We start from the raw sequence: 21,459 nt of genomic DNA on the forward strand, positions 1-21,459 counted from the left end.
AGCCGAGCCGAGGGGGGTCTGGTGGTGGGGGCACCTCCCACGCCCTTCAGGCAGTGGGGGAGCATCGCAAGGCGGAGGAGGGCGCCAGGGCGGAGCCCTGGCAACCGACGACAACGCGGCGAGGTGCGGTGCCAGGCCCCGCGACCCCGGCATGATCCGAACGACACCCCCTGGGACCTCTTGGACGGAGGCCTACTTGAAGAAGGCGATCCCGTCGTCGGGCATGTCGTCGGGCAGGGCCTTGGCCCAGCGCTCGACCTCCTCCGGGGTGACGACCTTCTTCAGGTGCGCCGACATGTAGGGGCGCAGCTCGACCTCGGGGGTCTGCTTCTCGCCGACCCACATCAGGTCGCTCTTGACGTAGCCGTACAGCCGCTTGCCGCCGTTGTAGGGCCCCGAGGCGGCGGTGCGCGCGACCGCGTCCGTCACCAGGTCGATCTGCGGCTTCTGGTGGGCGAGCTCGCCGTACCAGATCTCGATGACGCCGTCGTCGCGGGTCATCGTCACCTCGACCTTGCGGTCCGCGTCGATCCGCCAGAAGCCGTGCTCCGACTCCAGCGGGCGGACCTTGTTGCCGTCGCCGTCCAGCACCCAGGTGTGGGAGCTGTACTCCAGGAAGTTCCGGCCGTCGTGGGTGAACGTGACCTCCTGGCCGAAGTTGCACTTCTCGGCGCCGGGGAAGTCGTGCACGCCCGCGCCGGCCCAGTTGCCGAGCAGGAAGGCGAGCGGGACGAGGTCCTTGTGCAGGTCGGACGGAATCTCGATCATGAGTGGAACTTCCTGGCGTCGGTGATCAGCGCTGGCCCTGGTACAGCTTCTTCACGGTCAGCCCGGCGAAGGCGAGAACGCCGACGGCGACGAGGACCAGCAGGATTTCGAAGAAGAGGATCACGGGGTGCTCCTTGAGCGGGGGTGCGATGGTGTGCACAGGACCGGGCCCCAGCTTACGCGGCCGGGGTCGGCCCCTGTCGTGCGAGGTGGTGCCTGCCGTACCTCAGCCCGGCAGCCGGCTCCGCGGCACGACCGTCCGCCGGAACGGCACGGCGGGCGCGGTGCCCTTCCGGAATGCGTGAGCCCGTCAGGCTGCGACAGCGGCGGCAGCCTGACGGGCTCACGGCCGGCCCGTACGAGGTATCCGGTGCGGGTGCCGGTGACCACGCCGAGCACGGCCGCGGCGGCGATCAGCACGGCCGTCCGCCCCCGCCGGCGTTTCCGGGGCGCCTTCGAGGCCGGGGCCTCCGGTGTTCCCGGGACTGGGACGGCCTCCGGCACATCCTCGGATCCCGGTGTGTCAGGGGCGTCGGCTGCTTCTCGGGGGTGTCCCAAGACGTCCCCCACAGAAGGTGAAGCGCGCATTCCGTCCACGCGTGCACAGGAGACCGACAGGCGGCGACCGGAGTTGCGGCGATCATGATTACGATTCGGTCATGGCGAAGAAGCTTGTGATCAAGGTGACCGCGGGAACCGACGCGCCCGAGCGCTGCTCGCAGGCGTTCACGGTGGCGGCGGTGGCCGCGGCCAGTGGTGTCGAGGTCTCCCTGTGGCTCACCGGCGAGTCCGCGTGGTTCGCCCTGCCGGGCCGCGCGGCCGAGTTCGAGCTGCCGCACGCCGCCCCGCTGCCCGACCTGCTGGACACGATCCTGGCCACCGGCCGGGTCACCCTGTGCACCCAGTGCGCGGCCCGCCGCGACATCACCGAGAAGGACGTCGTCGAGGGCGTACGGATCGCCGGTGCGCAGGTCTTCGTGCAGGAGGCGATGGCGGACGGGGCGCAGGCGCTCGTCTACTGAGCGGCCCGCCCTACCGGGGCCGCTTCCTGCCGTCCAGCTCGTCCCACCACTCGTCGGACTTCGGGTCGCCGGACGGATCGTCCCACCAGCGGTCCTCCGGCCCCCGCCGGTTGGCGACCATCGCGGCGACCGGCGGAATCACCATGGCCACCACGCACATGCCCACGGCCGCCGGCACCGACCACAGCCGCACCACGCCCCACGCCAGGACGAACAGCCCGACGCAGGTGCCCATCAGGGCGAAGTAGGCGTGCCGCCTGCGCGCGTACATAGGACCAGCGTAGGTCCGGACACGCCGAAGGGCCGCACCCCGGGCGTCCAACCCGTGGGGTGCGGCCCCTCGGCCGTTCCCGTGTCCTCAGACCGCGATCGCGACCTCGGCCAGACCGCCCTGCTGGGCGACGACCGTGCGGTCGGCGGTGCCGCCGGGCACCAGGGCGCGGACGGTCCAGGTGCCCTCCGCCGCGTAGAAGCGGAACTGTCCGGTGGCGGAGGTCGGGACCTCCGCGGTGAACTCGCCGGTCGAGTCCAGCAGACGGACGTAGCCCGTCACCGGCTCTCCGTCGCGGGTCACCTGACCCTGGATGGTGGTCTCACCGGGCTTGATCGTCGAGGCGTCCGGGCCGCCGGCCTTCGCACCGCACATGTCTTACTCCTGAGGGGGTCTGGAGAGGTCGGTCGGGAGGGATTACTTGCCGGGGCCGAGCTCGATCGGCACGCCGACCAGGGAGCCGTACTCGGTCCAGGAGCCGTCGTAGTTCTTGACGTTCTCCACGCCGAGCAGCTCGTGCAGCACGAACCAGGTCAGCGCGGAGCGCTCACCGATGCGGCAGTAGGCGATGGTGTCCTTGGCCAGGTCGACCTGCTCGGCCTCGTAGAGCGCCTTGAGCTCGTCGTCGGACTTGAAGGTGCCGTCGTCGTTGGCGTTCTTCGACCAGGGGATGTTGGCGGCCGACGGGACGTGACCCGGGCGCTGCGACTGCTCCTGCGGCAGGTGGGCCGGGGCGAGCAGCTTGCCGGAGAACTCGTCGGGCGAGCGTACGTCGACCAGGTTCTGGTTGCCGATGGCGGCCACGACGTCGTCGCGGAAGGCGCGGATGGACGTGTCCTGCGGCTTGGCCTTGTAGTCGGTCTTCGGGCGCTCCGGCACCTCGTCGCCGGGGACCAGCTCGCGGGCGTCGAGCTCCCACTTCTTGCGGCCGCCGTCGAGGAGCTTGACGTTCTCGTGGCCGTACAGCTTGAAGTACCAGTAGGCGTACGAGGCGAACCAGTTGTTGTTGCCGCCGTAGAGGACGACCGTGTGGTCGTTGCCGATGCCCTTGTCCGACAGGAGCTTCTCGAAGCCCTCCTGGTCGACGAAGTCACGGCGGACCGGGTCCTGGAGGTCCTTGGTCCAGTCGATCCGGATGGCGTTCTTGATGTGGTTCTTCTCGTAGGCGGACGTGTCCTCGTCCACCTCGACGATGGCGATGGTCGGGTCGTCCAGGTGCTCCTGGACCCAGTCGGCGTCGACCAGGACGTCGCTGCGGCTCATGTTCTTTCTCCTCCGGGGCAGTTGCGGCGGGGCGTGCGGGTGAGAGGGTGCGCGCGGCCTCACGGGGCCGGCGCACGGATGCCCTCAGCGGGGGCGGGGCGGGACAGCGGACGTCGACGTCCGCTCAGAAGTCAGAAAGAACGACAGAGCATGGCGGCGACACGGCACAGGTCCACTGCCCGCCGCTTCGTGAGATCCGCCTGTCCCCTCGACCGGAGGACGCTCGTCTGATCCTGCATGGGTCCGATCGTAAGGAGGGACGGGCGGGCATGTCACCGGTGTGTCGCATACTGAGACACGATCGTCCGTCATGCGGGATGACTCATCGCGGGAGCGGCCCCTCCCGCCCCCCGGCTCCTCCCGTTCCCGCCCTCACATCTGCCCTACGGACGCCCCCGTCTCGCCTGTCGGACAGCTCTCCCCGCCAAACCCTTCCCTACCCGACCAGACGGACGTCGGAACCCTTCACCGTGATGTCCACGCCGTCCTCCGCCGCCTCGACCTTGTCCAGCCGGATGCCACCGGGCAGTCCGTCGATCCTCTGCTCGAAGTCGGTGGTCCGCCGCACGCTGGACTCGACGATCTCGACCCCGCCGAACTCCGGGACCGCGTCGGCCTTCACGCGCACGGTGTCGCCGTCCACGACCGTCACGGAGCTGAGCACGGAGACCGGCTCGGGCAGCTCGGCGCCCAGCACGCTGGCCTCCAGGGCGACCTTGATCTTCCCGTTGCCCCCGTCGGACAGGCCGACGATCCTGGCGGTGACGCCGGGGGCCACCCGGCTGGGCTCGGACTTGCCGGCGGCCTTCAGCAGCTCGTCGTAGGCGATGGTGGCGGTGCCGGTGGCGCTGTCGGCGACGGCGGAGCTGAAGTCGGTGGAGAAGTCGACGCCGTGCATGTCCGCGCGCAGGTCGGCGATACGGATCCGCTGGGCGCCGTCACCGGTGCCGGCCTCGTAGTCCCGGATCCCCACCTCCACCTCGTCGAGGGTGCCGCCGGCGAGCTGGGTGAGGAAGGGGAAGCCGTTGATCGACACGTCGGGGGTGCTCGCCAGGTTCTCGGTCGCCTTCAGGCGGTCCGCCGCCTCGCCCTCCGCGAAGTTGACGGCCACGCGGTCGACGACGACGAAGATTCCGCCGAGTATCACGATGACGATGAGCAGTATTCGCAGTGCGCGCATGCGGTGTCCCCCACCTGGCGGTTTCGACGAGGCCGTGCCGCGAGGGTAACCCTGTGGGGGGTGGGAGCCGGGGGATTGTCGATCACCTGTGACAAGGGACCGCGCCGCGGGCATCCCACCCGCCGGCCGTCAGGCGGACAGCCGCCCCAGGACGTACACCGCGGGGGCCGCCGCGGCCAGCGGCAGGGCCACGCCCGCCGTGAAGTGGACGAAGCGGGACGGGTAGTCGTACGAGGCCACCCGGTGGCCGATCAGTGCGCAGACCGCCGCGCCCGCACCGAGCGCCGCCCCCGCCGGACCGTCGACGGCGTACCCCGCCCCGGCCGCCGCCGGCAGCGCGACCACCACGGACACCGGCGTCGGCAACGGCAGCGCCCGCGCCACCGCCCCCGCCGCCACGGCCACCGCCCCCGCGGTCACCGCGGACGCGTCCGCCGCCAGGTACCCGCCCGCCGCGATCGCCAGCGCCGCCGCCACGACCGTCGCCATCAGGCCGTACATCCGCTCGTCGGGATCCGCGTGCGACCGCAGTTGCAGCACCAGCGACAGCAGCACCCACACCCCCAGCGTCCCCAGGATCGCCGCGGGCGACCGGTCGGACACCAGCAGCGCCGCGTCCGCGGCCAGCGCGCCGAGGAACCCCAGCGCGATGCCCTGCCGGGCCGGCCACATCCCGTTCAGCCGGAACCAGCCCGCCGCCGTGAGCCCCTGCAGCACCACCAGTGGCACCAGCAGCGCGTACGTCCCCAGCGCCGCCCCGCCCGCCAGCAACAGCCCCAGCAGCGCGGTGAGCACCGCCGGCTGCATCCCGGGCTCGATGATCGGCGACCGCCCCTCGGCCCGCGCCCGCTGCGCGTCGGTGACCCGCGAGTTCCCGGCCAGCGTGGCCGGCCCGTACTCGGGCCCGGCCTCAGGAACGGCCGGACCCGCGGCCACCGGAGCCGGGTCCGGGGCCATCGGGGCCATCGGAGCCGCCGGGGCCATCGGGGCCGGAGCCGCCGTCACCGGCGGCTGCATCCGCGTCTCCCACGTCTGTCCCTGCCACTGCTGCGTGTACTGCTGGTCCGCGTACGGATCCTCGTACGCCTGCGGCTGCCCCGGCCACACGCCCTGAGCCCGCTGCGGATCCTGGTACGGGTCGTACGCCTCGTACGGCTGGTTCGTCATCGCTCACCCTCCTGCGAACGGCGGAAGCACCTCGACCGTGCCGCCGTCGGCCAGCCGTACCGTCTCATGCGCGCGCTTCCCCACGGGATCACCGTCGACGAGGAACGAGCACCGCAGCAGCACGCGCGCGAGTTCACCGGGGTGCCGCCCGCGCACCGCGTCGAGCGCGCCGGCGAGCGTGGCCGCCTCGTACGCCTCCTCGGCCACCCCGGCCGCGGCCTTGGCTGCGGCCCAGTACCGCACCGTGACCTTTGCCATCTGCTGATCCTCAATCGGTCGACGACGAACACCGTCAGGCTAGCCCGCTCGGCTCGCCACCCAGTCCCCGATCCGCCCCAGCAGCGCCTGGGGTGCCGCGTTCTCCGCGTGCCCCATGCCGGACTCGACCCACAGCTCCCCGTGCTCCCCGGCGGCGGCCGCCAGCATCCGCGGGTGGTCGAGCGGGAAGTACCCGTCCTGGTCCCCGTGGACGATCAGCAACGGCGTGGGCGCGATCCGCGGCACCGCCTCGACGGGCGACAGCGGCACCGGGTCCCACTGCCGGTGGTGGATCCGCGTCCGCAGCCCGTACCGCCCCACCAGGCGCCCGGACGGCCGGGTCACCAGCCAGTGCAGCCGCCGCATGGGGGCGGTCCCCCGGTAGAACCACCGCGCGGGCGCGCTCACGGAGACGACGGCGTCGACCCCGGCGTCCCGGCCGGCCGCGGCGTGCCGCAGCACCACCGAGCCGCCCATGGAGAACCCGACGGTGGCCACCCGCGCGTACCCCAGTCCACGCGCCCACCCCACCGCCGCCGCGAGGTCGAGCACCTCCCGGTCCCCCACGGTCGACCGCCCGCCCGACGCCCCGTGCCCCCGGAAGGAGAACGTCACGACACCGCCGTACCGCGCGAGGGCCCGCGCCGCCCGCCGCACGTGCGGCCGGTCCGCGTGCCCGGTGAACCCGTGCGCGACCACGAACACGAGATCCCCCGGAGAAGCGGTCCCCGGTTCGTATACGGAATCGATCGCCACCCCGTCCGCGGTGCGCAGGAATGTCCGCAAAGGCTTACCGCCCCGCGTTACGCCGACCGTCTCGGAATATGGACGAATGGTGGATCGATCGGTGGATCGCGCCACATGACCTGCCGGACCGGTGTTCATGTCGGCTATTCTGCTGCGAAGAGGACTCGGGCAGCGAAGCCCCCGGGTCCTTTTGTGCTTTCGGAAGCGTTGTATACGAACGCGGGAAACCGCGGGTGTACGGGCCGTCGAACGCACACGGCAATGCCGTAAACGTCCTCGCAGGTACCGAGGAGGAACCAGACGTTATGGGCGAGCGAACCGTGCACGAGCGAACGACGACGACCCGGGCCGGTGGGGTGCGATGAGCTCTCTGCTGCTCCTGACCAACGCGCTCCAGCCGTCGACGGAGGTGCTCCCCGCCCTCGGCCTGCTGCTGCACAACGTGCGGGTGGCGCCCGCGGAGGGCCCGGCGCTCGTCGACACCCCCGGCGCCGACGTGATCCTGGTCGACGGCCGGCGCGACCTCCCACAGGTCCGCAGCCTGTGCCAGTTGCTGCGCTCCACCGGCCCCGGCTGTCCCCTCGTCCTGGTGGTGACCGAGGGCGGCCTGGCCGCCGTCACCGCGGACTGGGGCATCGACGACGTCCTCCTGGACACCGCGGGCCCGGCCGAGGTGGAGGCGCGCCTGCGCCTCGCCATGGGCCGCCAGCAGATCGTCAACGACGACTCCCCGATGGAGATCCGCAACGGCGACCTGTCGGTCGACGAGGCGACGTACTCCGCGAAACTCAAGGGCAGGGTCCTCGACCTGACGTTCAAGGAATTCGAACTGCTCAAATACCTCGCGCAGCACCCCGGCCGGGTCTTCACCCGCGCCCAGTTGCTCCAGGAGGTCTGGGGCTACGACTACTTCGGCGGCACCCGCACGGTCGACGTCCACGTACGGCGCCTGCGCGCCAAACTCGGCCCCGAGCACGAATCACTGATCGGCACGGTCCGCAACGTCGGCTACCGGTTCGTCACTCCTGAGAAGCCCGAGAAGACCGAGAAGCCCGAGAGGCCGGCCCGCGCCGCGGAGGACACCGAGGCCGAGGAGCGGACGGAGACCGCGGAAGCGGCGGAATCCAAGGTGTGATACGCCCTGCCCGTACCGGGTATATCCGCGTAGACTCCGCGCGTGGCCAAGGTAACCAGGGATGATGTGGCGCGGCTGGCGGGGACGTCCACCGCCGTCGTCAGCTATGTCATCAACAACGGACCCCGGCCGGTCGCCCCGGCCACGCGCGAGCGCGTCCTCGCCGCGATCAAGGAGCTGGGGTACCGGCCGGACCGGGTCGCCCAGGCGATGGCCTCACGGCGCACGGACCTCATAGGCCTGATCATCCCGGACGCCCGTCAGCCGTTCTTCGGCGAGATGGCGCACGCGGTCGAGCAGGCCGCCTCCGAGCGCGGGAAGATGGTCCTGGTCGGCAACACGGACTACATCGCCGAGCGCGAGGTCCACTATCTGCGGGCCTTCCTCGGGATGCGGGTCTCCGGCCTGATCCTGGTCAGTCACGCGCTCAACGACCAGGCCGCCGCGGAGATCGACGCGTGGGACGCCCGGGTCGTGCTGCTGCACGAGCGCCCGGAGGCGATCGACGACGTCGCCGTCGTCACCGACGACCTCGGTGGCGCCCAGCTCGCCGTGCGCCACCTGCTGGAACACGGCAACGAGTACGTGGCCTGCGTCGGCGGCACCGCGGAGACCCCCGCCGTCGGCGACCCGGTCTCCGACCATGTCGAGGGCTGGCGGCGCGCGATGGAGGAGGCCGGGATACCGACCGAGGGCCGTCTCTTCGAGGCCCCGTACAACCGCTACGACGCCTACCGCGTCGGCCTGGACATCCTCTCCGGTCCGGACCGTCCGCCCGCGGTCTTCTGCTCCACCGACGACCAGGCGATCGGCATCCTGCGCGCCGCGCGGGAGCTGCGCATCGACGTGCCGGGGGAGCTGGCGGTCGCCGGGTTCGACGACATCAAGGAGGCGGCGCTCGCGGACCCGCCGCTGACCACGGTCGCCTCCGACCGTTCGGCGATGGCCCGCTCGGCGGTCGACCTCGTCCTGGACGACGGCGTACGGGTGGCGGGCTCGCGCCGCGAGCGGCTGAAGGTGTACCCGTCCCGGCTGGTGGTACGCCACTCCTGCGGCTGCAAGTAAGCGGGTCCCCGCCGGTCGCGGACCCGGCGGTCGCCACCGAGGCCCCGGCGGTCTTTATATCGGGCATACGAGGTTCTGCCGGGCTTCTCAGCACACGCTCAGCTCGCTCTCATGGTCGGGCGCGAGGCTCGGAGCCATGACCGAGAGCCTCCGCCCCAGTGGTGAGTACGGAAACCCCGCCCCGGTGAACCCCGAGTGGCCGCCCCCGCCGGCGTACGCGCCGCCCCGGCAGCCCGCGCCGGAGTTCGCGCAGGAGCCCGCACCGCAGCCCTCCTCGGCGTTCACGCAGGAGTTCGCGCAGGAGCCCGCCCCGCAGCCCGCGAAGAGGAAGCGCGCCCGGGGGCCGGCGGCCCTGCTCGCCGCCGTGGCGATCGTCGCGGCGGCCGTGGGCGGCGGCACCGCCTACGGAGTACAGGAGCTGACCGGCAACGACACCGTGGCCTCCGGCTCGACCAGCACCAACGTCGTGCCGTCGAGCCAGAGGGGCACGGTGTCCGGCGTCGCCGAGGCGGTCACCCCGAGCATCGTCGAGATCAACGCGTCCTCGAACGCCGGCTCCTCCACCGGCTCCGGTGTGATCATCACGTCCGACGGCGAGATCATCACCAACAACCACGTGGTGTCCGGGGCCTCGTCGATCGAGGTGCGGACCAGCGACGGCAAGACGTACACGGCGGAGATCGCCGGCACCGACAGCGGCAAGGACCTCGCCCTGATCAAGCTGAAGGACGCCTCCGGACTACGGGCGGCCACCCTCGGCGACTCCGACGGCGTGCGGGTCGGCGACCAGGTCGTGGCGATCGGCTCCCCCGAGGGCCTGACCGGTACGGTGACCAGCGGCATCGTCTCCGCCCTCGACCGTGACGTGACGGTCTCGACGGACGAGAGCGAGGGGCAGCAACAGCAGCGGCAGGGCGGCGGCTGGCCGTTCGAGTACGGCGGCCAGGAGTTCAACGGCGACACGGGGAGCTCCACGACCACGTACAAGGCGATCCAGACCGACGCGTCCCTGAACCCGGGCAACTCCGGCGGCGCCCTGATCGACATGAACGGCGACATCATCGGCATCAACTCCGCGATGTACTCGGCGAGCGGCAGCGGCTCGTCCTCGGCCGACGCGGGCAGTGTGGGCCTGGGCTTCGCCATCCCGGTCAACACGGTGAAGTCGGACCTGTCGGCGCTGCGCTCCGGCTCGACGACCTGACGCGCCGCCCGCGTGACGTGCGAGGCTGAAGGCCTGACACCGTAGAGAGCCGTGAGGAACCCCGAGCCCATGAGCCCCGCAGAAGGCGACCGTGACCCCCAGCGCATCCTGATCGTCGACGACGAGCCGGCGGTGCGCGAAGCGCTCCAGCGCAGCCTGGCCTTCGAGGGGTACGGCACCGAGGTCGCCGTCGACGGCGCGGACGCCCTGGAGAAGGCGGCGGTCTACCGGCCCGACCTGCTGGTCCTGGACATCCAGATGCCCCGGATGGACGGCCTGACCGCGGCCCGCCGCATCCGCGCCACCGGCGACACCACGCCCATCCTGATGCTGACCGCCCGGGACACCGTCGGCGACCGGGTGACCGGCCTGGACGCGGGGGCGGACGACTACCTGGTCAAGCCGTTCGAGCTGGACGAGCTGTTCGCCCGCATCCGCGCGCTGCTGCGCCGCAGCTCGTACGCGGCGGCGCTGGCCGCCTCCGCCGAGTCCGACGACGTCCTCTCCTTCGCCGACCTGCGCATGGACCTGTCGACCCGTGAGGTCACGCGGGGCATCCGGCGGGTGGAGCTGACCCGTACGGAGTTCACCCTCCTTGAGATGTTCATGGCGCACCCGCGCCAGGTGCTCACCCGTGAGCAGATCCTGAAGGCGGTCTGGGGCTTCGACTTCGAGCCGTCGTCCAACTCGCTCGACGTGTACGTCATGTACCTGCGCCGCAAGACCGAGGCGGGCGGCGAGCCGCGCCTGGTGCACACGGTGCGGGGGGTGGGGTACGTACTGCGGCAGGGCGGCGCGGAGTGAGCGGGCTGGTCCGCCGCGTCCGCGCGCTGCCCATCCGGGCCCGGCTGTCGCTGCTGGTGGCGGCGGCGGTGGCGTTCGCGGTGGCGGCGGTGGCGGTGGCCTGCTGGTTCGTGGTGAAGAGCGTGCTGGTGAGCTCGCTGGACGAGGCCCTGAGGGCGAACCGCATGAACGGGCAGCAGGTGAGCAAGTACCTCGACCTGCGCACCGGTCTGTGCGCCCACGACCCCGTCACCCACGAACAGAACCCCTTCGGTTCGTCCGTGCAGCTCGTGGACACCAAGGGCGGGAGCTGCCTCATCATCGGCACGGAGGAGGTCCCGCTCACCGACGCCGACCGCGCCGTCGCCGAGGGCACGTCCACCGACGCGCTGCACCAGGCGACGGGGTCCGACGGCGGGCAGTACCGGGTCTTCACCTACACCGTGCCCGGCCTGCGGGACGTCGCCGTCTCCGCCGCCCGGCCGCTGAACGAGGTGAACGACTCCCTCAGCAACCTCGCGCTGGTGCTGGTCTTCGTCGCGGGCGCGGGGGTCGTGGGCGCCGCCGCCGCCGGTCTCTGGGTGGCCCGTACCGCCCTGCGTCCCGTGGACGAGCTGACCAGGGCCGTCGAACACGTCGCCCGCACCGAGGACCTCACCGTCCGCATCCCCGTGGAGGACGATTCGGAGGACGAGATCGCCCGCCTCTCCCGCTCCTTCAACTCCATGACGTCCGCGCTGGCCAGCTCCCGCGACCTCCAGCAGCAGCTCATCGCGGACGCCGGCCACGAGCTGCGCACCCCGCTCACCTCGCTGCGCACCAACATCGAGCTCCTCACCCGCAGCGAGGAGACGGGCCGCCCGATCCCGGAGGCCGACCGCAAGGCCCTGCTCGCCTCCGTGAAGGCGCAGATGACGGAGCTGGCCGCGCTCATCGGCGACCTTCAGGAGCTGTCCCGCCCGGACACCGGCCAGCACGCGGGCCGCGCGCAGATCGTCGCCTGGCAGGACGTCGTCGAGTCGGCCCTGCGCCGCGCCCGGCTGCGCGGCCCGGAGCTGACCATCACGGCGGACGTCCACCCCTGGTACGTACGGGCGGAGCCGTCGGCGCTGGAGCGGGCGGTGGTCAACATCCTGGACAACGCGGTGAAGTTCAGCCCCGGGGGCGGCACGATCGACGTACGCCTGACCGACGGCGTCCTCACCGTCCGCGACCACGGCCCCGGCATCCCCGCCGACGAACTCCCGCACGTCTTCGACCGGTTCTGGCGCTCCCCGAGCGCCCGCGCCCTCCCGGGCTCCGGCCTCGGCCTGTCCATCGTGGCCCGCACGGTGCAACAGGCGGGCGGCGAGGTGTCCTTGACCCGGGCGGACGGCGGCGGCACGACGGCCACGGTCCGCCTGCCGGGCGCCCCGACCCCACCGCCCGAGGTGCCGTAGGCGGGGCGGCAACCTTTCCGTGCCGGGCGGCGACCGATCGTCGTCCCCTCCCCCCACACGGAACGGATCGCCGCATGAGCGAGCACCGCAGCAGGGCCCGGCACCGCAGGTCCGGGAAGTTCCTGGCCGTCGGCCTGCCGCTGGCCCTGGCCACCGCCGGAACACTGGTCTACGGCACGGACCTCCTCCCCCAGCAGCAGGCGTCCGCCGCGACGGCGACCGCCGCCCCCGCCTGGGCCACGGCCACCGCCGACGGCTTCGCCTCCGTCGACGCGCTCGGCCAGAGGGGCACGTACGGCGGCCGGGACGGACGGACCGTCACCGTCCGGACGCAGGCGGACCTGGAGAAGTACGCCACGGCCGCCGAGCCGTACGTCATCGTCGTGGCCGGGACGATCACGACGAACCCGGTCGGCAAGGAGATCAAGGTCGCCTCCGACAAGACGATCGTGGGCTCCGGCACGTCCGGGCACATCGTCGGCGGCGGCTTCTTCCTCGGCCAGGGCGTCCACAACGTGATCATCCGCAACCTGACGATCCGGGACGCCTACCAGGGCGTCTGGAACGACAAGGAGCACGACTTCGACGCGGTCCAGATGGACGGCGCCCACCACGTCTGGATCGACCACAACGACCTGCGGAACATGGCGGACGGTCTGATCGACGTCCGCAAGGACAGCACGTACGTGACCGTCTCCTGGAACAGGATGAGCCACAACAACAAGACGTTCGGCATCGGCTGGACCGAGAACGTGCTGACCGACATCACGATCCACCACAACTGGATCCGCGAGACGGAACAGCGCAACCCCTCCACCGACAACTGCGCGCACGCGCACCTCTACAACAACTTCCTGGAGGACGTCTCCGGCACGGACATCACCTCCTCCTACGGCAACTACTCGCGCGGCGGCACGAGGATGGTCCTGGAGAACAGCTACTTCCAGGGCATGAGGAACCCGGTCGTCAAGGACACGACGGCGACGGTCGTCCAGCGCGGCAACGCCTTCTCGGGCACGTCGGGCCGCAACGAGAGCGGCGGTACGGCGTTCGACCCGAAGGCGTACTACCCCTACACGCTCGACAAGGCGGCCGACGTGCCGGTCCTGCTGAAGTCGGGCACGGGGCCGCGTCCGACCACCGGCACGACGGCGTCGGCGGCATCGGCGGAGGCGTCGACGAAGGCCGTGGCGGCCACCACGCTCACCGTCGCCCAGGACGGCAGCGGCCAGTACAGGACGGTCCAGGCGGCCGTGAACGCCGTCCCCGCGAACAACGCCTCCCGCGTCGTCGTCTCCATCGAGCCGGGCACGTACCGCGAGACGGTCAAGGTTCCGTCGAACAAGCCGCACGTCACCTTCCAGGGCACCGGCGGCAGCCGCAAGGACACGGTGATCGTCTACGACAACGCGTCGGGCACGCGCAAGCCGGACGGCTCGGGCACGTACGGCACCTCCGGCAGCGCCACGGTCGCCGTCGAGGCCGACGACTTCCAGGCCCGCAACCTCACCATCGCCAACGACTTCGACGAAGGCGCCAACCAGTCCCTCTCCGGCCACCAGGCGGTCGCCCTGCGCACGGCGGCCGACAAGATCCTCCTCGACGGCGTGATCGTCGAGGGCGACCAGGACACGCTCCTGCTGGACACTGCCGCCAAGGACAGGCTGGGCCGGGTCTACGTCACCGACTCCTACGTCGTCGGGAACGTCGACTTCATCTTCGGCCGGGCGACCGCGGTGATCGACCGCTCGGTCATCACCCTGAAGAAGCGCTGGGACGGTTCTTCCGCCGGTTACGTCACGGCCCCGAGCACGGCGGCGAACCGCAAGGGCATCCTCATCGCCAACTCGACGGTCAACGGCGACGTCTCCGACCGCACCTTCCACCTCGGCCGCCCCTGGCACGCCGGCGGCGACGCCTCCCTGGACCCGCAGACCACGGTCCGCAACACCACCCTCAGCGCCGCGATCCGCACCACGCCCTGGACCGACATGAGCGGCTTCTCCTGGAAGGACGACCGCTTCGCCGAGTACAGGAACACGGGCGCGGGTTCCGGTTCCGCGAGCTCCGACCGCCCCCACCTGACGGACGCCCAGGCGGCCGACCAGGAGGTCGCCGACTGGCTGGCGGGCTGGACGCCCTCGGCGTCCTGACCCCGCCTCTCGCACCAGGTCCCACGCCGTCCTCCCGGCGTGGGACCGGACGCCTCAGTGGAAACCGAGCATTCCGGGGGAGTCGATGTCCACGGTGACCACACCGGGCGGATAGGCCTCTTCGCGGCCCGTCAGCAGGATCGACATGCCGGTGAACTCGGGACGCGGTAGCGCGCAGTACAGGGCGTGACAGGTGTCCGAGCCTCCGTAACCGTCACGGATCATGGTTCCGACACTGACCGAGGCGACCGTACCGAGATCGTCGACGACGACCGACGAGAAGGCGAGCACGCGCTGCGCGGCGCCCGCGTCCTCCGACTCCGCCTGCATCAGACAGAGCGCGGGGACCCGAAGGAGGTCGCCCGGGGTACGGGCCATGTTCCCCGCGAGAAGGTTCAGCGTCTTGTGCCCGTCCGCGAGGGCTCGAGTGGCACTCGTGTCCAGGATGATCATGCGGCCGCGTTCCGGGCGACGCGAGCCTTCTCGGCAGCCATCCGGTAGATGTTGCCGAGTACGTCAGGGGCCCGGTCGAACTCCTCGTCGCTGATGTCGAGGCCGATCACCTCGCGCACGACCTGCCGGTCGGCTGCGACTCGTTCGGCGATCTGCTCCGCGGTGGGCTGCTCCGAGGCCAACTGCTCGACCAGCTGCCCAAGGGTCATGCCCCGCTCCTTCGCGACCTGGGCGAGGTGGTCGCGGGTCTGCCGGGACACCTGGATGGTGGTGTGGTCTGCCATAGCTTCACCATAGGCACACTTCAGTGGCGCGCGGGCCGATCCGATCGGATCACCCGAAAGAGGGGTTTGTGACACGCTTCCCCCATGTCGACACCACCCGACGGGCTGCCCGTCTACCGCGTACTGACCGGACCCGATGACGCCTCGTTCTGCCGTCGGGTGAGCGAGGCACTCGCCACGGGGTACCGCCTGCACGAAGGGCCGTCGGTGACGTTCGACGGGGAGCGGGTGATCGTCGCTCAGGCAGTGGTGTGGGGCGACATGGGGGACTGAGACATGCGTCGGGGCCGGTACGAGGCGGTGAACACGCCTCGTACCGGCCCCGTCAGTGCCTACCGCACGATGGTGATGCGGTCCGCCTTCGGCGGGGCGATCGGGTTCGTCGCCGTCGAGTGGGCGGTCAGGTACCGCTCCAGGGCCGCCAGGTCGTCCTCGCCGACCAGGTCGTTCGTGCCCTCGCCCAGGGTCGCGAAGCCGTCGCCGCCGCCCGCGAGGAAGCTGTTCGTCGCGACGCGGTAGGTGGCGGACGGGTCGATCGCGGAGCCGTTGAGCTTGATGGAGTCCGTGACCACGCGGTCCGCGCCGGACTTCGTCAGGTCCAGGGTGTAGGTCAGTCCTGAGGAGATCTGGAGGATCTTCGGTGCCGCCTCGTTCGGGCCGCTGACCTGCTCCTTCAGGGCCTGGATGACCTGTGCGCCCGTGAAGTCCTGGAGGTTGACCGTGTTGGCGAACGGCTGGACGGTGAAGCCTTCGGCGAAGGTCACCACACCGTCGCCCTCCGCACCGCCGGCCGCGTGGGTGAGCGACGCGCGGATGCCGCCGGGGTTCATCAGCGCCAGGTCGGTCTCCGCGTCCAGCGTCCTGCCGTACTCCAGTTGCGCGTCGGCGATCAGGTCACCCAGCGGGGACTCCGTGCCGTCCTTCACGATGTCACCGGAGATGTAGCCGATCGGGCGGTTGCCGATGGGGGCGGCGAGGGTGTTCCACTTGCCGATCAGCGCGGTCATGTCGGGCGCCTTGGGGACGTCCCGGGTCACCACGTGGTTCGCGGACTTCACGGCCGTACGGGCGATGTCACCCGTCGCGCGGTCGTAGGTCAGCGTGGTGTCGGTGTAGAGGCGGCCGAAGGACGCGGCCGAGGTGACCATGCGGGGCTTGCCCGCCGGGTCGGGGACGGTGCACACGTACGCGTTGTGGGTGTGACCGGTGACCAGCGCGTCCACCTGGGGCGTGATGTTCTTCGCGATGTCCGCGATCGGGCCGGAGATGCCGTCGCCCGCGCCCGGGGAGTCGCAGTCGTAGTTGTAGGAGGACGAGGCCGGGAAGCCGCCCTCGTGGATGAGCGCCACGATCGACTTCACGCCCTGGCGCTGGAGCTCCTTGGCGTACTTGTCGATCGTCTCGACCTCGTCCTTGAAGGCGAGGCCCTTCACGCCCTCCGCCGAGACGATGTCCGGGGTGCCCTCCAGGGTCACGCCGATGAAGCCGACCTTGACGCCCTGCTTCTTCCACACCCAGTACGGCTTGAGGAGGGGCTTCTTCGTCTTCTCGTCCAGGACGTTCGCCGCCAGGTACGGGAAGTCGGCGCCCTTGAACTCCTTGTCGGTGTAGCAGCCCTCGTCCGGGTGGCAGCCGCCGCTCTGAAGACGGGCCAGTTCGGCCGCGCCCTCGTCGAACTCGTGGTTGCCGACGCTCGTCACGTCCAGGTCGAGCTTGTTCAGCGCCTCGATGGTGGGCTCGTCGTGGAAGAGGCCCGAGATGAGCGGGGACGCGCCGACCATGTCACCGCCGGCGGCGGTGATGGAGTAGCGGTTGCCCTCGCGCGCCTCGCGCAGGTGGGTGGCGAGGTACTCCACACCGCCCGCGTCCACGGTCTTCGTCGTGCCGTCAGGCTGGAGTTCGGTGACCCGGCCGGAGGAGCCGGACGGCGGCTCCAGGTTGCCGTGCAGGTCGTTGAAGGACAGCAGCTGCACGTCCTGGTAGCGGCCGGGGTGGGACTTGCCCTTGTTCCCGTGGTTCTCGTCCGCCGTCGCCGACCCGGGCAGGGCGGCCGCGGCCAGGGCGCCGACGGTGAGCACACCGGCGGCGGTCGCGAGAAGACGGTTCGTACGACGTCTGCGGCGCTGGTGGTGCGCCGGGGATGTGGCTGGCATGCGCCCCCCTGAGGGTCCGAGTGGGTACCGGCGCAGCCTAGAGTCAACGCGCGTAGCGCGACAGGGTCTTCAAGGTTACGGCCTGGTTTAACTTTCGCCGACACCGTTGCCGTCCGTTTTGCGGCCGCCTCCCCTTAACCTCGTACGCATGACCAGCGACGACTTCGCACGGCCCGGCCGCCCCCGCTCGCTCCAGACGTATGCCGCGCTCGGCCCCGGGCAGACCGAGGCGGTGCTCGCCCTGCTCGCCGAGGCCGCCCGCGTCGACGGACAGCAGGCGGTGTCCGAGCAGGGGCGGTTGCAGCTGCGCGGCGGGGAGCGGGACGGGGTCTCGCACCTGCTGCTCTCCGTCGACGACGAACTCGTCGGATACGCCCAGCTGGAGGACACCGATCCGGTGGAACCGCCCGCCGCCGAGCTGGTCGTGCACCCCTCGTACCGGGGCCACGGACACGGGCGGGCGCTCGGTTCGGCACTGCTCGCCGCCTCCGGGAAGCGGCTGCGGGTGTGGGCGCACGGCGGCCACTCCGCCGCCCGGCACCTCGCGCAGGTCCTCGGGCTGACGCTGTTCCGGGAACTGCGGCAGATGCGGCGGCCGTTGGCCGGCCTCGACCTGCCCGACCCGGTGCTGCCGGACGGCGTGACCGTACGCACCTTCGTGCCGGGCCGGGACGACGCCGCCTGGCTCGCGGTGAACGCCGCCGCGTTCGCCCACCATCCCGAGCAGGGCGCCCTCACCCAGCGCGACCTCGACGACCGCAAGGCCGAGGCGTGGTTCGACCCCGAGGGGTTCTTCCTGGCGGAGAAGGACGGCCGGCTCGTCGGCTTCCACTGGACCAAGGTGCACGCGGCGGAGCGCCTCGGTGAGGTGTACGTCCTCGGGGTGAGCCCCGACGCCCAGGGCGGCGGCCTCGGCAAGTCACTGACCACGATCGGGCTGCGGCACCTGGCGGACCGGGGTTTGCCGACGGCCATGCTCTACGTCGACGCCGACAACAAGGCGGCGGTCTCCGTCTACGAGCGGCTGGGCTTCGTCACGCACGAGACGGACCTGATGTACCGGACGGAGACCTGAGCCCCCGGAAGGTGACGCGGCGCCTCGGTTCCGTCGCGCACACCGCGCCCACCAGCAGCGCCGCGCACAGCAGCACCGCCCAGCGGTCGTGGCCCGCCGCCCACCTCGCATCGTCCGGGGTCGTGAACAGGGCCCAGCTCCCGGGGGTCAGCAGCGGGCCCAGGACGGACCCGACGAGCAGGAACGCGGCGACCGCCTGACCCGGCCGGGCGCCGTCCCCGCGGCGGATCGCGAACGCCGCCCCGGCCAGGGCGAGGGCGAGGGCCGTCACCGCCTCCAGGGTGATCGCGGCGGCCGGGGGGCGTACGGGCGCGGGCACCAGGAGCAGTACGGCGGTCCACCACACGGCGGCGACCGGGGCCACGAGGAGGACGCGCAGTCCGTGGCGGACGGCCCGCCGGGTGGGGACGGCGGCCGTGGTGTGCCGGGCCGGGTCGTCCAGCACGAAGGCCGCTCCCAGCGCGAAGGTCACGGCGGACGCCCGCAGCGCGTTCAGCGCCAGCCGGCCGTCCGACCCCTCGCCCATCAGCCTCGGCGCGGCGGCGAGCAGCAGGCCCAGGGTGCCGGCCGCTCCGATCGCCTTCCAGGGCATGGTCCGTACGGTCGGCCGCAGCAGGGCCGCGTCCACGGTCCTCACAGGCACTCGTCCTCCGCCTCCGGTTCGTCCAGGCCCAGCAGCTGCGCGACCCGGTCCGTCGTCACCTCCGGGGCCGTCAGCTCGGCCCAACGCGCCTTCACCTTCGCGGCGGTCCCGTCCTCCGGACGCCGCAGCAGCTCGCGCACCACCTCCGTCTGCGCGGCGGTCATGGACAGCGGGTTCGTCTGCGAGAGGACGCCCGCGGAGCCGGTGTCGCTGTCGTCCAGGCGCACCCGCCGCAGGTCGGACATCGGGTCGGGCCGGCCGGCGAGCGCCAGCCACATCACGGTGACCATCCGGCCGTCGCACATCTCACCCGTCCCCGCCTCGGTGCCCGTGATCAGCACACCGGCCACGGCGACGGCGAACTCCGGGACCCGGTTGCCGCCCCAGGCCGTGCCGACGGTGATCTCGCCGGGGCGGGTGGCCGGGGCGATCGCCGCGTCGCTGTCCAGGCCGTAGCGCGCCTCGACCCGCTGCCGTACGACGAGCGGCCGGTTCTGCGCGGTGCCGCCCGCGAGGGAGCGCACGCTGTTCAGGACCTCCGCCCAGTCGTCGGTGCGCACTCCCCACGCCGGGAAGGCGCAGTACGTCACGGCGCCCCGTTCGGCGCACCGCTGTTCCTTCTCCGGGGTGACGGAATACCGCGTACGCGCCTCGGTCGTCTCCGGCGACACGCCCTGGGACTGGGCCACCGCGCCCACCAGGGTCAGCACCACCGCCCCGGCGGTGCCCACCCGCACGGTCCGCAGCCGGGCGCCCCCGGAGACCAGCACCGCGAGCAGGGCCGCGCTCAGTGCGAGACCCGTGAGGTAGAGGGCGTGCCAGGCGGCGGGGCGGCCCAGCAGCTCGGACGGCAGCGTGTTGGAGGTGTACTCGCCGACCGTCAGCGACAGCCACCGCGTCCACCTCTCGCCACCGGCGTCGGTGATCAGCAGGGAGAAGAACAGGAGGACGACGAGCAGCAGCGGGGCCGCGAAGGGGGCGGCCAGCAGCCGGCCCAGCAGCACCCCGAGGGCACCGAGCACCAGGACGGACAGCGGCCCGGCCAGCAGCTCGCCCGGCGAACCGTGCCCGACCGCGCCGGGCTTGAGCGCCTCCCAGATGAACTGGCCGGCCACGCACACCCCGGTGAGCAGCGCGACGACCGCGACGGACAGCAGGTGCGCGGCCGTACGGCGCCACGGCTGGACCACCAGCACGTCGAGGTGCCGGTCGGTGTCGTACCGCCGGGAGCGCAGCACGGCCTGGTTGACGCAGAGCAGCACCGCGAGGCCGACGAGCAGGGGCGCGCCCTGGGTGGCTCGGTCGGCGTCCTGCAGCGCGGGGAAGCCGTCCCAGGAGGTGCGGGTCTTCCACACCGTCGCGCCGAGGTACACCGCGAAGGCGACGAGGACCGGCACCCGCAGCAGGAGCCGGTGGGTCTCGAAGCGGGCCAGGGTGAGGACGGCCGCCCAGGACGCGCGGGGGCCGGACGTCGTGGCCGTGGCGGCCGGGGGCCCGGCGGTGAGCGTGGTCATGCGGCCACCTCCGTGTCCGTGCCGTGGAGGCCGTCGAGGGTGAGCAGGTAGCCGTCCTCCAGGGTGGGTTCGAGGAGGTCCGCGCCGGCGGGCGGGTCGCCCACGTTGCGGAAGGTGCCGAGTCCGGTGCGCCAGCCGGCCTTCGCGCCCGGATCGCGTTCGGTGCTGCTCCACACCCGGCCGGCGGCCCGCGCGGTCAGCTCGGCGGGGGTGCCGTCGAAGCGGACGGTGCCGTCGGCCAGGACGACGACCCGGTGGCAGAGCATCGCCACGTCCTCGGTCTGGTGCGTGGACAGCAGCACCGTGCGGCCCTCACCGGCCCGCGCGATCAACTCCCGGAACCGCATCCGCTGTTCCGGGTCGAGTCCGACGGTGGGCTCGTCGAGGACGAGGAACGCGGGATCGCCGACGAGCGCCGCCGCCAGCGCCACCCGCTGCCGCATCCCGCCGGACAGCTTGCGGATCCGTTTGCCGCGTACGTCGCCGAGGCCGGCCTCGTCGAGCACCCTGCGCACCTCGCGGTGGCGGGCGGCGCGGTCGGTGAGCTCCTTGAGGATCGCCACGTAGTCGACGAACTCGAAGGCGGTGAAGTCGGGGTGGAAGCCGGGCGTCTGCGGCAGGTAGCCGAGGTTGCGCCGGACCTCCTGCCGGCCGCGCGAGGTACCCGGGTCGTGACCGAGCGCCGTGAGGGAGCCCCGGTCGGCCGGTACGGCGGTGGCGAGCACCCGCAGCAGCGTGGTCTTGCCCGCGCCGTTGGGCCCGAGCAGCCCGGTGACACCGGCGGACAGCCGCAGCGACACGTCGTCGAGGGCGCGGACACCGCCGTAACGGAGGCTCAGCCCGGAGGCGGAGACGGTGGGGGTCATACGTAACTCCCGTACA

The 21,459-nt window shown here is 71.8% G+C and carries 25 protein-coding genes; 9 read left to right on the forward strand and 16 right to left on the reverse strand.

Features of this window, described 5'->3' with window-relative positions:
• Positions 1-192 precede the first annotated feature (192 nt).
• Positions 193-768 (reverse strand): FABP family protein, encoded by a 576-nt coding sequence (locus ACF1DX_RS20270; RefSeq protein WP_391792535.1) that lies wholly within the window; start codon positions 766-768, stop codon positions 193-195.
• A 25-nt stretch (positions 769-793) separates the two neighbouring features.
• Positions 794-928 carry a hypothetical protein gene (locus ACF1DX_RS20275; protein ID WP_391792595.1) on the reverse strand — a complete coding sequence of 45 codons (135 nt, stop codon included), beginning with the start codon at positions 926-928 and terminating at the stop codon, positions 794-796.
• 499 nt (positions 929-1,427) lie between these two features.
• On the opposite strand from ACF1DX_RS20275, the gene ACF1DX_RS20280 reads away from it, so the two are divergent.
• Positions 1,428-1,790, forward strand: a complete 363-nt coding sequence (locus ACF1DX_RS20280; protein WP_391792536.1) for a DsrE family protein — start codon at positions 1,428-1,430, stop codon at positions 1,788-1,790.
• Between the two features lie 10 nt (positions 1,791-1,800).
• On the opposite strand, the gene ACF1DX_RS20285 is transcribed toward ACF1DX_RS20280, so the two are convergent.
• The 8 genes from ACF1DX_RS20285 to ACF1DX_RS20320 all read right to left on the reverse strand — a co-directional run bounded on the left by ACF1DX_RS20285 (position 1,801) and on the right by ACF1DX_RS20320 (position 6,814).
• Positions 1,801-2,061 (reverse strand): DUF3099 domain-containing protein, encoded by a 261-nt coding sequence (locus ACF1DX_RS20285; RefSeq protein WP_030864186.1) that lies wholly within the window; start codon positions 2,059-2,061, stop codon positions 1,801-1,803.
• Between the two features lie 87 nt (positions 2,062-2,148).
• A complete protein-coding gene (locus tag ACF1DX_RS20290) occupies positions 2,149-2,436 on the reverse strand; it encodes a DUF1416 domain-containing protein (protein ID WP_004986406.1) in 288 nt (95 codons plus the stop codon).
• Positions 2,437-2,478: 42 nt separating this feature from the next.
• On the reverse strand, positions 2,479-3,324 hold the full coding sequence (locus tag ACF1DX_RS20295) for a sulfurtransferase (protein WP_391792537.1): 846 nt from the start codon (positions 3,322-3,324) through the stop codon (positions 2,479-2,481).
• Positions 3,325-3,455: 131 nt separating this feature from the next.
• Entirely contained in the window at positions 3,456-3,563 is a 108-nt protein-coding gene (locus ACF1DX_RS20300) for a putative leader peptide (protein ID WP_382052532.1), read from the reverse strand.
• 197 nt (positions 3,564-3,760) lie between these two features.
• Entirely contained in the window at positions 3,761-4,504 is a 744-nt protein-coding gene (locus tag ACF1DX_RS20305) for a DUF2993 domain-containing protein (protein ID WP_391792538.1), read from the reverse strand.
• Between the two features lie 129 nt (positions 4,505-4,633).
• The gene (locus tag ACF1DX_RS20310) at positions 4,634-5,671 is read right to left on the reverse strand and encodes a hypothetical protein (protein WP_391792539.1); all 1,038 of its coding nucleotides are present in this window, start codon (positions 5,669-5,671) and stop codon (positions 4,634-4,636) included.
• Between the two features lie 3 nt (positions 5,672-5,674).
• The gene (locus ACF1DX_RS20315) at positions 5,675-5,929 is read right to left on the reverse strand and encodes a MoaD/ThiS family protein (protein WP_030864179.1); all 255 of its coding nucleotides are present in this window, start codon (positions 5,927-5,929) and stop codon (positions 5,675-5,677) included.
• A gap of 39 nt (positions 5,930-5,968) precedes the next feature.
• Positions 5,969-6,814, reverse strand: coding sequence for an alpha/beta hydrolase (locus ACF1DX_RS20320; RefSeq protein ID WP_391792540.1), 846 nt, complete (start codon positions 6,812-6,814; stop codon positions 5,969-5,971).
• A gap of 223 nt (positions 6,815-7,037) precedes the next feature.
• On the opposite strand from ACF1DX_RS20320, the gene ACF1DX_RS20325 reads away from it, so the two are divergent.
• The 6 genes from ACF1DX_RS20325 to ACF1DX_RS20350 all read left to right on the forward strand — a co-directional run bounded on the left by ACF1DX_RS20325 (position 7,038) and on the right by ACF1DX_RS20350 (position 14,455).
• Entirely contained in the window at positions 7,038-7,811 is a 774-nt protein-coding gene (locus ACF1DX_RS20325) for a response regulator transcription factor (RefSeq protein ID WP_391792541.1), read from the forward strand.
• A 42-nt stretch (positions 7,812-7,853) separates the two neighbouring features.
• On the forward strand, positions 7,854-8,876 hold the full coding sequence (locus ACF1DX_RS20330) for a LacI family DNA-binding transcriptional regulator (RefSeq protein ID WP_391792542.1): 1,023 nt from the start codon (positions 7,854-7,856) through the stop codon (positions 8,874-8,876).
• A 136-nt stretch (positions 8,877-9,012) separates the two neighbouring features.
• Positions 9,013-10,080, forward strand: coding sequence for a S1C family serine protease (locus ACF1DX_RS20335; RefSeq protein ID WP_391792543.1), 1,068 nt, complete (start codon positions 9,013-9,015; stop codon positions 10,078-10,080).
• Between the two features lie 69 nt (positions 10,081-10,149).
• On the forward strand, positions 10,150-10,884 hold the full coding sequence (locus tag ACF1DX_RS20340; RefSeq protein ID WP_391792544.1) for a response regulator transcription factor: 735 nt from the start codon (positions 10,150-10,152) through the stop codon (positions 10,882-10,884).
• Entirely contained in the window at positions 10,881-12,302 is a 1,422-nt protein-coding gene (locus ACF1DX_RS20345) for a sensor histidine kinase (protein ID WP_391792545.1), read from the forward strand. Before ACF1DX_RS20340 ends, ACF1DX_RS20345 begins: the two co-directional genes overlap by 4 nt.
• 74 nt (positions 12,303-12,376) lie before the next feature.
• Positions 12,377-14,455, forward strand: coding sequence for a pectinesterase family protein (locus ACF1DX_RS20350; protein WP_391792546.1), 2,079 nt, complete (start codon positions 12,377-12,379; stop codon positions 14,453-14,455).
• A gap of 54 nt (positions 14,456-14,509) precedes the next feature.
• On the opposite strand, the gene ACF1DX_RS20355 is transcribed toward ACF1DX_RS20350, so the two are convergent.
• Together ACF1DX_RS20355 and ACF1DX_RS20360 are read right to left on the reverse strand one after the other, a co-directional pair.
• On the reverse strand, positions 14,510-14,908 hold the full coding sequence (locus tag ACF1DX_RS20355) for a hypothetical protein (RefSeq protein ID WP_391792547.1): 399 nt from the start codon (positions 14,906-14,908) through the stop codon (positions 14,510-14,512).
• The gene (locus ACF1DX_RS20360; RefSeq protein WP_391792548.1) at positions 14,905-15,192 is read right to left on the reverse strand and encodes a hypothetical protein; all 288 of its coding nucleotides are present in this window, start codon (positions 15,190-15,192) and stop codon (positions 14,905-14,907) included. Before ACF1DX_RS20360 ends, ACF1DX_RS20355 begins: the two co-directional genes overlap by 4 nt.
• An 84-nt stretch (positions 15,193-15,276) precedes the next feature.
• Here ACF1DX_RS20360 and ACF1DX_RS20365 point away from each other — a divergent pair, with 84 nt between their 5' ends.
• Positions 15,277-15,465 carry a DUF1737 domain-containing protein gene (locus ACF1DX_RS20365; RefSeq protein WP_391792549.1) on the forward strand — a complete coding sequence of 63 codons (189 nt, stop codon included), beginning with the start codon at positions 15,277-15,279 and terminating at the stop codon, positions 15,463-15,465.
• A gap of 59 nt (positions 15,466-15,524) precedes the next feature.
• Here the strand turns inward: ACF1DX_RS20365 and ACF1DX_RS20370 are convergent, their stop codons facing one another.
• A complete protein-coding gene (locus ACF1DX_RS20370; RefSeq protein WP_391792550.1) occupies positions 15,525-17,345 on the reverse strand; it encodes a bifunctional metallophosphatase/5'-nucleotidase in 1,821 nt (606 codons plus the stop codon).
• 148 nt (positions 17,346-17,493) lie between these two features.
• Between ACF1DX_RS20370 and mshD the strand changes: the two genes are divergently transcribed.
• A complete protein-coding gene (gene mshD, locus ACF1DX_RS20375) occupies positions 17,494-18,420 on the forward strand; it encodes a mycothiol synthase (protein ID WP_391792551.1) in 927 nt (308 codons plus the stop codon).
• Here the strand turns inward: mshD and ACF1DX_RS20380 are convergent.
• Genes ACF1DX_RS20380 through ACF1DX_RS20390 form a run of 3 tightly spaced genes read right to left on the reverse strand, consistent with a single transcriptional unit; the run spans position 18,380 to position 21,443 of the window.
• Positions 18,380-19,057, reverse strand: a complete 678-nt coding sequence (locus tag ACF1DX_RS20380) for an ABC transporter (protein WP_391792552.1) — start codon at positions 19,055-19,057, stop codon at positions 18,380-18,382. The genes mshD and ACF1DX_RS20380 overlap by 41 nt on opposite strands.
• Positions 19,054-20,577 carry an ABC transporter permease gene (locus ACF1DX_RS20385; protein WP_391792553.1) on the reverse strand — a complete coding sequence of 508 codons (1,524 nt, stop codon included), beginning with the start codon at positions 20,575-20,577 and terminating at the stop codon, positions 19,054-19,056. Before ACF1DX_RS20385 ends, ACF1DX_RS20380 begins: the two co-directional genes overlap by 4 nt.
• Entirely contained in the window at positions 20,574-21,443 is an 870-nt protein-coding gene (locus ACF1DX_RS20390; RefSeq protein WP_391792554.1) for an ABC transporter ATP-binding protein, read from the reverse strand. The genes ACF1DX_RS20385 and ACF1DX_RS20390 overlap by 4 nt, the downstream gene beginning before the upstream one ends.
• Between the last annotated feature and the right edge of the window lie 16 nt (positions 21,444-21,459).

This window comes from Streptomyces sp. NPDC014676 (assembly GCF_043084105.1).
GTDB lineage: Bacteria > Actinomycetota > Actinomycetes > Streptomycetales > Streptomycetaceae > Streptomyces.

What these genes read in the sequence shown, in the direction of transcription:
- ACF1DX_RS20270 (WP_391792535.1), bottom strand. Translation starts at nt 768, where the DNA reads ATGATCGAGATTCCGTCCGACCTGCACAAGGACCTCGTCCCGCTCGCC.
- ACF1DX_RS20280 (WP_391792536.1), top strand. Translation starts at nt 1,428, where the DNA reads ATGGCGAAGAAGCTTGTGATCAAGGTGACCGCGGGAACCGACGCGCCC.
- ACF1DX_RS20285 (WP_030864186.1), bottom strand. Translation starts at nt 2,061, where the DNA reads ATGTACGCGCGCAGGCGGCACGCCTACTTCGCCCTGATGGGCACCTGC.
- ACF1DX_RS20290 (WP_004986406.1), bottom strand. Translation starts at nt 2,436, where the DNA reads ATGTGCGGTGCGAAGGCCGGCGGCCCGGACGCCTCGACGATCAAGCCC.
- ACF1DX_RS20295 (WP_391792537.1), bottom strand. Translation starts at nt 3,324, where the DNA reads ATGAGCCGCAGCGACGTCCTGGTCGACGCCGACTGGGTCCAGGAGCAC.
- ACF1DX_RS20300 (WP_382052532.1), bottom strand. Translation starts at nt 3,563, where the DNA reads ATGCAGGATCAGACGAGCGTCCTCCGGTCGAGGGGACAGGCGGATCTC.
- ACF1DX_RS20305 (WP_391792538.1), bottom strand. Translation starts at nt 4,504, where the DNA reads ATGCGCGCACTGCGAATACTGCTCATCGTCATCGTGATACTCGGCGGA.
- ACF1DX_RS20310 (WP_391792539.1), bottom strand. Translation starts at nt 5,671, where the DNA reads ATGACGAACCAGCCGTACGAGGCGTACGACCCGTACCAGGATCCGCAG.
- ACF1DX_RS20315 (WP_030864179.1), bottom strand. Translation starts at nt 5,929, where the DNA reads ATGGCAAAGGTCACGGTGCGGTACTGGGCCGCAGCCAAGGCCGCGGCC.
- ACF1DX_RS20320 (WP_391792540.1), bottom strand. Translation starts at nt 6,814, where the DNA reads ATGAACACCGGTCCGGCAGGTCATGTGGCGCGATCCACCGATCGATCC.
- ACF1DX_RS20325 (WP_391792541.1), top strand. Translation starts at nt 7,038, where the DNA reads ATGAGCTCTCTGCTGCTCCTGACCAACGCGCTCCAGCCGTCGACGGAG.
- ACF1DX_RS20335 (WP_391792543.1), top strand. Translation starts at nt 9,013, where the DNA reads ATGACCGAGAGCCTCCGCCCCAGTGGTGAGTACGGAAACCCCGCCCCG.
- ACF1DX_RS20340 (WP_391792544.1), top strand. Translation starts at nt 10,150, where the DNA reads ATGAGCCCCGCAGAAGGCGACCGTGACCCCCAGCGCATCCTGATCGTC.
- ACF1DX_RS20350 (WP_391792546.1), top strand. Translation starts at nt 12,377, where the DNA reads ATGAGCGAGCACCGCAGCAGGGCCCGGCACCGCAGGTCCGGGAAGTTC.
- ACF1DX_RS20355 (WP_391792547.1), bottom strand. Translation starts at nt 14,908, where the DNA reads ATGATCATCCTGGACACGAGTGCCACTCGAGCCCTCGCGGACGGGCAC.
- ACF1DX_RS20360 (WP_391792548.1), bottom strand. Translation starts at nt 15,192, where the DNA reads ATGGCAGACCACACCACCATCCAGGTGTCCCGGCAGACCCGCGACCAC.
- ACF1DX_RS20365 (WP_391792549.1), top strand. Translation starts at nt 15,277, where the DNA reads ATGTCGACACCACCCGACGGGCTGCCCGTCTACCGCGTACTGACCGGA.
- ACF1DX_RS20370 (WP_391792550.1), bottom strand. Translation starts at nt 17,345, where the DNA reads ATGCCAGCCACATCCCCGGCGCACCACCAGCGCCGCAGACGTCGTACG.
- mshD (WP_391792551.1), top strand. Translation starts at nt 17,494, where the DNA reads ATGACCAGCGACGACTTCGCACGGCCCGGCCGCCCCCGCTCGCTCCAG.
- ACF1DX_RS20385 (WP_391792553.1), bottom strand. Translation starts at nt 20,577, where the DNA reads ATGACCACGCTCACCGCCGGGCCCCCGGCCGCCACGGCCACGACGTCC.
- ACF1DX_RS20390 (WP_391792554.1), bottom strand. Translation starts at nt 21,443, where the DNA reads ATGACCCCCACCGTCTCCGCCTCCGGGCTGAGCCTCCGTTACGGCGGT.